The following is a 6,100-nucleotide window of genomic DNA, read 5'->3' as shown; positions in this document are numbered from 1 at the left end:
GATAAGCCACTATCTCTAATAGTGGCTTATCGTCCAAACTTTGGAAAACCCAAATATCAATATCTAGTGTTACAGTGGGAATAAATGGCTTTCTTTTTGTTTTATGCCACAAGATATAGTGTGGTCATACCAGTTATATATTTATCGCCTTGCTATAGTGCCTGATTAGCATTGCTTCAATGAACATGTTTAAGCATTTTTTTTCTTCCGTATTTAATTTTTGAGTTTCAATTATTTTGTTCTTTGTGTCTTCGCATAGACCTATTTCGTCGTCTTCACATATTTGGGCAACTGATACGCCTAATATTTTTGCTATTCCTAATAGCTGGCTAACCTTGGGTTCTGTCTCGTCTTTTTCCCACATGTAATATGTTTGTTTTGTTACTTGTATGGCCTTTGCTACATCCTCTTGCCTTAGGTTTTTACTTTCTCTGAGGAGTCTTATTTTTTTACCGATCATTAGTCTTCTCACTTGTGGGTATGGTTTTCTTTTATTATAAGTACTGTTTTTACATACATTACCTTGCGGTTAAGTTTTTCTTTGATTAGTATGTACGTAATTCCTTTATTGACACGTTTTTGCGATGAATGACTTTTTAGCCCTACGCATACCATTTTTAGACAAGCATGTTTTGACTACCTGTAGCCAAGACAAGTTTGTTTCATATGTAAATATGGATGATTGTGCGGCTGCTGGCTTGAATGTTGCTCCTCGCTCTATCAATCGTAATGATGACGGAACGTATGAGATTCAAGAGTTGATGCATCCTTGGGATTCAATCCCGTCAAGTTACACGGGGATTGCGTTTAAGGTTTATCAGGGCGGAGGATTTAGAGATTGTCCGTGCGTAGAGCTTAAAGCGAGTCCTGCAAAGATTGTTCAGGGTCATAACGTTTATGGCTCTGAGAATTTCGAATTAGGTTTTCGCACTATTCTTAGATGTCTTGCTAGTGCATTCCCTGCTTTCTCTAAAATGCTCGATTTTGAACAGGCGGTATTGTTCCGTGCTGACGCAACCTACAGTATCCAGCTCCCTACTAGCGATTGTCTTGCATCTGCTTTGGACTCTATCGCTAATTTTTCTAATCGCTATCTTCGTCCTAGCCGTGATGGGGATTACGAAACCACAATTTATTTCAACCGTGAGCGCGGCAATCCTAATTCTGGTAGGGCTTCGAGCCTCTGTATTTATTCTAAGTTGGATGAAGTCGTTCACCAGCTTATGAACCTAAAAGCTAAAAAGAAAAAAGAGCGCACCACGATTTACGATCCTGTTATTGAGCAGCTTGAATCTGATGATTTACAGCACTTTGCTACTAACCGTTTGCGCTTTGAGTCACGTTGCTGTGTTCGTATGTTTGAGCGCTTAGGTATTCCACTTTTAGTTAAAGATTTGCTTTCTTTCATTTCAGCGTATGAGTCTGAAAAGGGAGTAGGGGCTTTCTGCCGTTACATCTGGGCGGAGGCTATGAAAGATTTACTTTCTGCCATTGATGGGCAGGAAATTACCGTTATACACGATTCAAAAGTTAAAAAATTACTACATGCAGAGTACGACACGATAACTACATCTGGAGGATTGCGTAAGGCTAAAGCCGTGCGTCTATTCGGTTTCTATCGTCGTCTATGTACTGAGGGGTATAAAAAAGTGAAACGTACAATGGGTATGACAGGCAAAAGCTCGTTCTACAGTCATTGCAATAGCTTAATGGCCGTAGGCATGAGCAAGTTTCAATTGCAGAACTTGCACAAAGACGAAACGTTACCGTTAGTTCATTTGTTGAAGTTTGATTTTGATAAACAGCGTCCAGCCTCTTATGTAGAGCCTGAGATGCCTTGTGCTGACCTTTCTTATTCTGAATTTCTAGCCGCATTAGTTGAGCCTGATATTTTAGAAAATCCTGAATTGTTAACACCTGAGCGTAGAGTTGAAATTCAACTTCAAGACTTGGGGCTTCAACCTGCATTTATCTCTGGTCTTAAAGCTGGTCGTTCTATTCGTCTTAATGAATCTGAGTCGCTATCACTGGCGTTCTTTGATGATGGGGACTTTAGGCTTGTATCCAGTTCTGAGTTATCCGATTCAAGGCAAAAGCTAGATAGGATTAGAAAAGCATTTAAGGGTGAATCCACTAAAGGGTTTACGTGTTCTGATATTCAAAATCCCACTATTAGGTAAGGTGTAAATTATGCAAGCTCAAATTTTCTATTGTTCTTACGGCGTTATTGAAGACAACAATCAGGTTTATGCAAACGCTCAAATGCTTACAGATTTTGCTGACGAAGACGGTCGAGTCGGTTGTCAGGTCGGTAAAGTTTCAATTGATACTGATAACAATAATGCCGTTGCTAAACGTTTAGCAGGTGAATTACAACGCGCTAAGGGTGCTGTTTTTGTTGAGTTGATTGTTGGCTCAAAAGCAAAGGGCGGCAACGTTGTTTCAGTGGTTAAGGATTTTAAGGTAATTAACCCACAATCAAAGGTTTCTGTTTAATAGGTTGGCAATATGTCTTTATGTGTTGGTGTAGATAATAGCTTGGGTTTGATAACCCTTAATCCAGCATGTGAATATGTATTGCTAACTAAGCAAGAATTAGTCGAATTAACAGAGCAACCAAGCTTAGTTGATTTGATTGAGTTTAAACCAGAATTATATGATGAACTTCTGGTTTATATGTTGGTGTCGTTTTTCGTAGGCCATACGACTGGTCGTGTAATTAAATTATTTGGAAAGGTGTAATATTATGAACGTATTAAAAAAAGTTGCTTTAGGTTCTGCTGTTGCTGTTGCGTCTAGTTCTGCGTTTGCTAATGCTGATATTACGGCGGCGATTACTGCTGGTGAAGCTAACGTAGCTTTAGTTGTTGCCGGAGTTATTGCGGTTACAGCTCTAGCTTTCGGCTTGGGTATGATTAAGAGCTGGTTAGGTAAATAATATGCTGATAACTGTAATACTTGTCTCAATGGCTGCCTTTTCATTTTTGATTGGTATCTACACGGGTGTTATAGCTTCATAGTTTTATTATTTTGACCTTGGCCGCTTCTTAATGTCGCGGCCTTTTTTTTAGGTGAATATATGAGATACCTCGTTATATTTTGCTTGCTAGCATTTTCCGCTAATACTTTCGGCGCGTCTGGCTTTACGGTTACTGGATTTATGACTAATTTAAATCGTAATCCCTATAACTGTATGAATCTTCAGGTTGGTAAAACTTATGATTCTTTAAATGATTTTAATTGTATGGGGAATGAGTTTGACGTCTCATTTCATGATGCAACTATTAACGCTGATGGAAATAATGTTCTATTGCGCTTTAATCGCTTCACTGGAGAGCCTAGTGGGTTGGAATTTCAATATTTACAAACAACATTAAGTGGTGATTGCTCTGTAATTAATGGCGGCAAAGATATTAATTGTGATTCAAAATGTAGTGCAGGCTTAAAAAAATCATTTCAATGGACTAGTGATGTTTTAGGTTATACGCCATATTTCTGTGAGGATTTTTGCGCATTTGAAATCGTAGACGGTCGATGTTTATCTAACAATCAGTGTTATGGTAATTTCACTAGTTTAGGTAAAGCTTGCCCTATCTCGCATGGTGCTTACAACCCGGAGCCGTTAACAACTCCCGACCCGAATCCAGACCCCGACCCGAATCCAGACCCCGACCCGAATCCGAATCCAGATATTGATTTAAGCGGTGTGATAGCAGCTACAGAGGCTAATACGGCGGGTGATGTTGCTAATACTCAATCTTTGATGGAACAGCTTATTGCTGGTACTGCTGCGGTAGATGAAAATCATGGTTATACCATGGAACAATTAGCAGCGGGAACGGCTGATTTAACAGAGTCTATCGAGGGGGCTATCAAGGCTTCAACTGCTGACGCTAATAATATTGTAGGCGCGATTAATTCATTAGACGTTGGCGGCGGTACTGGTGGTGATAATACGGCTGTTATTAATGCGATTGGGAATAATACAGCTAATATTGTGTCGGCTGTAAATGCTATTGATGCTGGTCAAGATAATTCAGCCGTATTAAATAGTATTAATACCGGTGTTGGTGATGTTGCTATGGGAGTAGATAGGCAAGCGGGGGAGTTAAGTAATTTGCGCTCTGACGTTAAAACTGTCGGTGATAATATAAACAAAGCAACTAACGCTATCATTGATTCGATGTGGGAAACTTCAAGCGAGGGTAATGATACAACAATGGTTGAAAGGGCTATTAAACAAGGCACTGATAAAATTGCTAATAAGATAGATAAGTTTAATGACCAAGTAATGAATTTTGATGGCGGCAAGCAACCAGTAGAAACTTTTGAGAATATGTTTGCGGGTGATTTCCATGATTCAATTACGAGTGCGCGTGAAGACTTAGCAGTAAAGGAAAAAGAGTTAGAAAAACTTTTAGGCACTTCAATATTAGTTATGGGTACGCCTAATTTTAAATCGGGTTCTTATTCGGGCACTGGCTTTACGTTAAATCAAGGTGGGCAAAATGTACGAGTAGAATTTGATTTGTTTAAAATGCTTGGCGGTAACGTTGATTTAATTAGGGCGGCTATTTTGTTTGCTGCTGTAGTTGCTGCCGCTTTAATAATTCTATCAAGTGGACGTAGGAGCGCATAATGCAATTTTTCACTGATTTATTTTATATAGGCATTCAATTAATAAATGATGTCTTCAGCGCGATTGTATCGTTCATAGCTATCATTCCTGACCTTTTTGAATATTTATATGTAACGGGTTTACGTATGTATGTAGAGGGAAAAATAATTGGTTTTGAAATCGCGTTCGAAGTTGCTCGGTCGGTGCTTGTTGATTATGAAGTTTATACTTTTATTTCTAATCAATTTAATAAGCTCCCTAATGATTTGGCATATTCTGCTCATGCTCTCGGTGTCGTTGATGGTATGAGAATTGTGGTTGATGCCTTGGCGACTGCATTTGTTTTACGTGTAGCGGGGTGGTGATGTGGCTGTTTCTTTTCGTCATGGTGGTAATGGTAGTTATAAGTCTGCTTACGCTGTTTGGTTTGAAATCTTACCTTCATTAAGGGCGGGGCGGTTAGTTGTTACAAATATCGAGGGGCTTAAATCTCTTGAATCAATCGAAAAGCTTTTAGGGGAAAAGTTTCCGCCGTCAGCTAAATTAATTCGTATATTTTCTCGCTCTGTTGCGGGTGTTGAGCTTTGGCAAAATTGGTTTTGCTGGATGCCAATCGGTGCATTAATTGTGATTGATGAATGCCAAGATTTATATACAAAAAAAGTCGGCTTTAATATGGAAAAAATGCCATTTAAACCTATTGAAAATTTTTTAGATGATTTACCGCCCGACTTTAAAAGTTATTTTGATTCACGTTGGCAACCTCAAGACCCTACAAAGTTTGATGATAGTGACGTTGACGACACTGGCCGGACGCAATTAGACGATCAAAACAGATTACTTTATCCGTTTAACTTCTATGGTGCGTTTATGCGTCACAGAAAATATCAGTGGGATATTGTGATGTTAACGCCTGACTGGACAGCAATCGATACCAGTTTGCGAGGTTGTGCGCAGAACGCTTACGGGCATCGTTCTACAGATACGTTTTTTAGAAAGCGCCGCCCGCGTATTTTTTCGCATTTGCCTAACACAACTAGCACTAAGCCAAGCAAAGCAGATGCTGCTAGTGTGACGTCTATTAAAATCCCGATTGAAGTATTCGCGCTTTATAAATCAACGGGTACAGGTGGTTTTAATTCGTCTAATGCGGATTTAACTATATTGAAGCAACCTAAACTTTGGGCGGCTTTTGTTATTTTGTTTATTGCTGTTTGTTATATAGCTTACGGGGTGTTTAATGTATTTTTTAGCGATGATAAAGATCCACTTAACGAGGCTGTTAAAACCGTTGAGCAAGTTAAAACCGGTTCGGCGGTTATTGAGCCTGTTGAGTTGGATGTACAACAAGTTTCTGCGGCGGTTTCTGAGGGTTCTAATTTGCTGGATACTGGTAATGCTTACTCTCAAGTTAATACTGGCTCAATTCATCCTGTAAACGCTTTTGCGCATCATTTCCCGAACCTTAATGGCTCTAGCTCT

8 protein-coding genes are annotated in these 6,100 nt (G+C 39.4%); 7 read left to right on the top strand and 1 reads right to left on the bottom strand.

Features of this window, described 5'->3' with window-relative positions:
• Positions 1-133: 133 nt before the first annotated feature.
• Positions 134-460 carry a helix-turn-helix domain-containing protein gene (locus L2748_RS22805; RefSeq protein ID WP_220781352.1) on the bottom strand — a complete coding sequence of 109 codons (327 nt, stop codon included), beginning with the start codon at positions 458-460 and terminating at the stop codon, positions 134-136.
• Positions 461-584: 124 nt separating this feature from the next.
• On the opposite strand from L2748_RS22805, the gene L2748_RS22800 reads away from it, so the two are divergent.
• From L2748_RS22800 to L2748_RS22770, 7 genes are all read left to right on the top strand, one after another.
• On the top strand, positions 585-2,180 hold the full coding sequence (locus tag L2748_RS22800) for a phage/plasmid replication protein, II/X family (protein ID WP_220781351.1): 1,596 nt from the start codon (positions 585-587) through the stop codon (positions 2,178-2,180).
• 10 nt (positions 2,181-2,190) lie between these two features.
• The gene (locus tag L2748_RS22795; protein ID WP_220781350.1) at positions 2,191-2,496 is read left to right on the top strand and encodes a hypothetical protein; all 306 of its coding nucleotides are present in this window, start codon (positions 2,191-2,193) and stop codon (positions 2,494-2,496) included.
• 12 nt (positions 2,497-2,508) lie between these two features.
• Complete coding sequence (locus L2748_RS22790; protein ID WP_220781349.1) at positions 2,509-2,742, top strand: hypothetical protein; 234 nt, start codon at positions 2,509-2,511, stop codon at positions 2,740-2,742.
• Between the two features lie 4 nt (positions 2,743-2,746).
• On the top strand, positions 2,747-2,938 hold the full coding sequence (locus tag L2748_RS22785) for a hypothetical protein (RefSeq protein ID WP_220781348.1): 192 nt from the start codon (positions 2,747-2,749) through the stop codon (positions 2,936-2,938).
• Between the two features lie 222 nt (positions 2,939-3,160).
• Entirely contained in the window at positions 3,161-4,639 is a 1,479-nt protein-coding gene (locus tag L2748_RS22780; RefSeq protein ID WP_220781347.1) for a YhgE/Pip domain-containing protein, read from the top strand.
• Positions 4,639-4,983: a hypothetical protein gene (locus L2748_RS22775; protein ID WP_220781346.1), complete on the top strand. Its 345-nt coding sequence runs from the start codon at positions 4,639-4,641 to the stop codon at positions 4,981-4,983. The genes L2748_RS22780 and L2748_RS22775 overlap by 1 nt, the downstream gene beginning before the upstream one ends.
• Before the next feature lies 1 nt (position 4,984).
• Positions 4,985-6,100 (top strand): zonular occludens toxin domain-containing protein (locus tag L2748_RS22770; protein ID WP_248957770.1); only part of this gene is annotated, 1,116 nt, incomplete at its 3' end.

The sequence above is a fragment of the Shewanella sairae genome (genome assembly GCF_023283535.1).
GTDB classification, from domain to species: domain Bacteria; phylum Pseudomonadota; class Gammaproteobacteria; order Enterobacterales; family Shewanellaceae; genus Shewanella; species Shewanella sairae.
The sequence above is the reverse complement of the archived record's forward strand: the minus strand, read 5'-3'. Positions and strand labels throughout refer to the sequence as shown.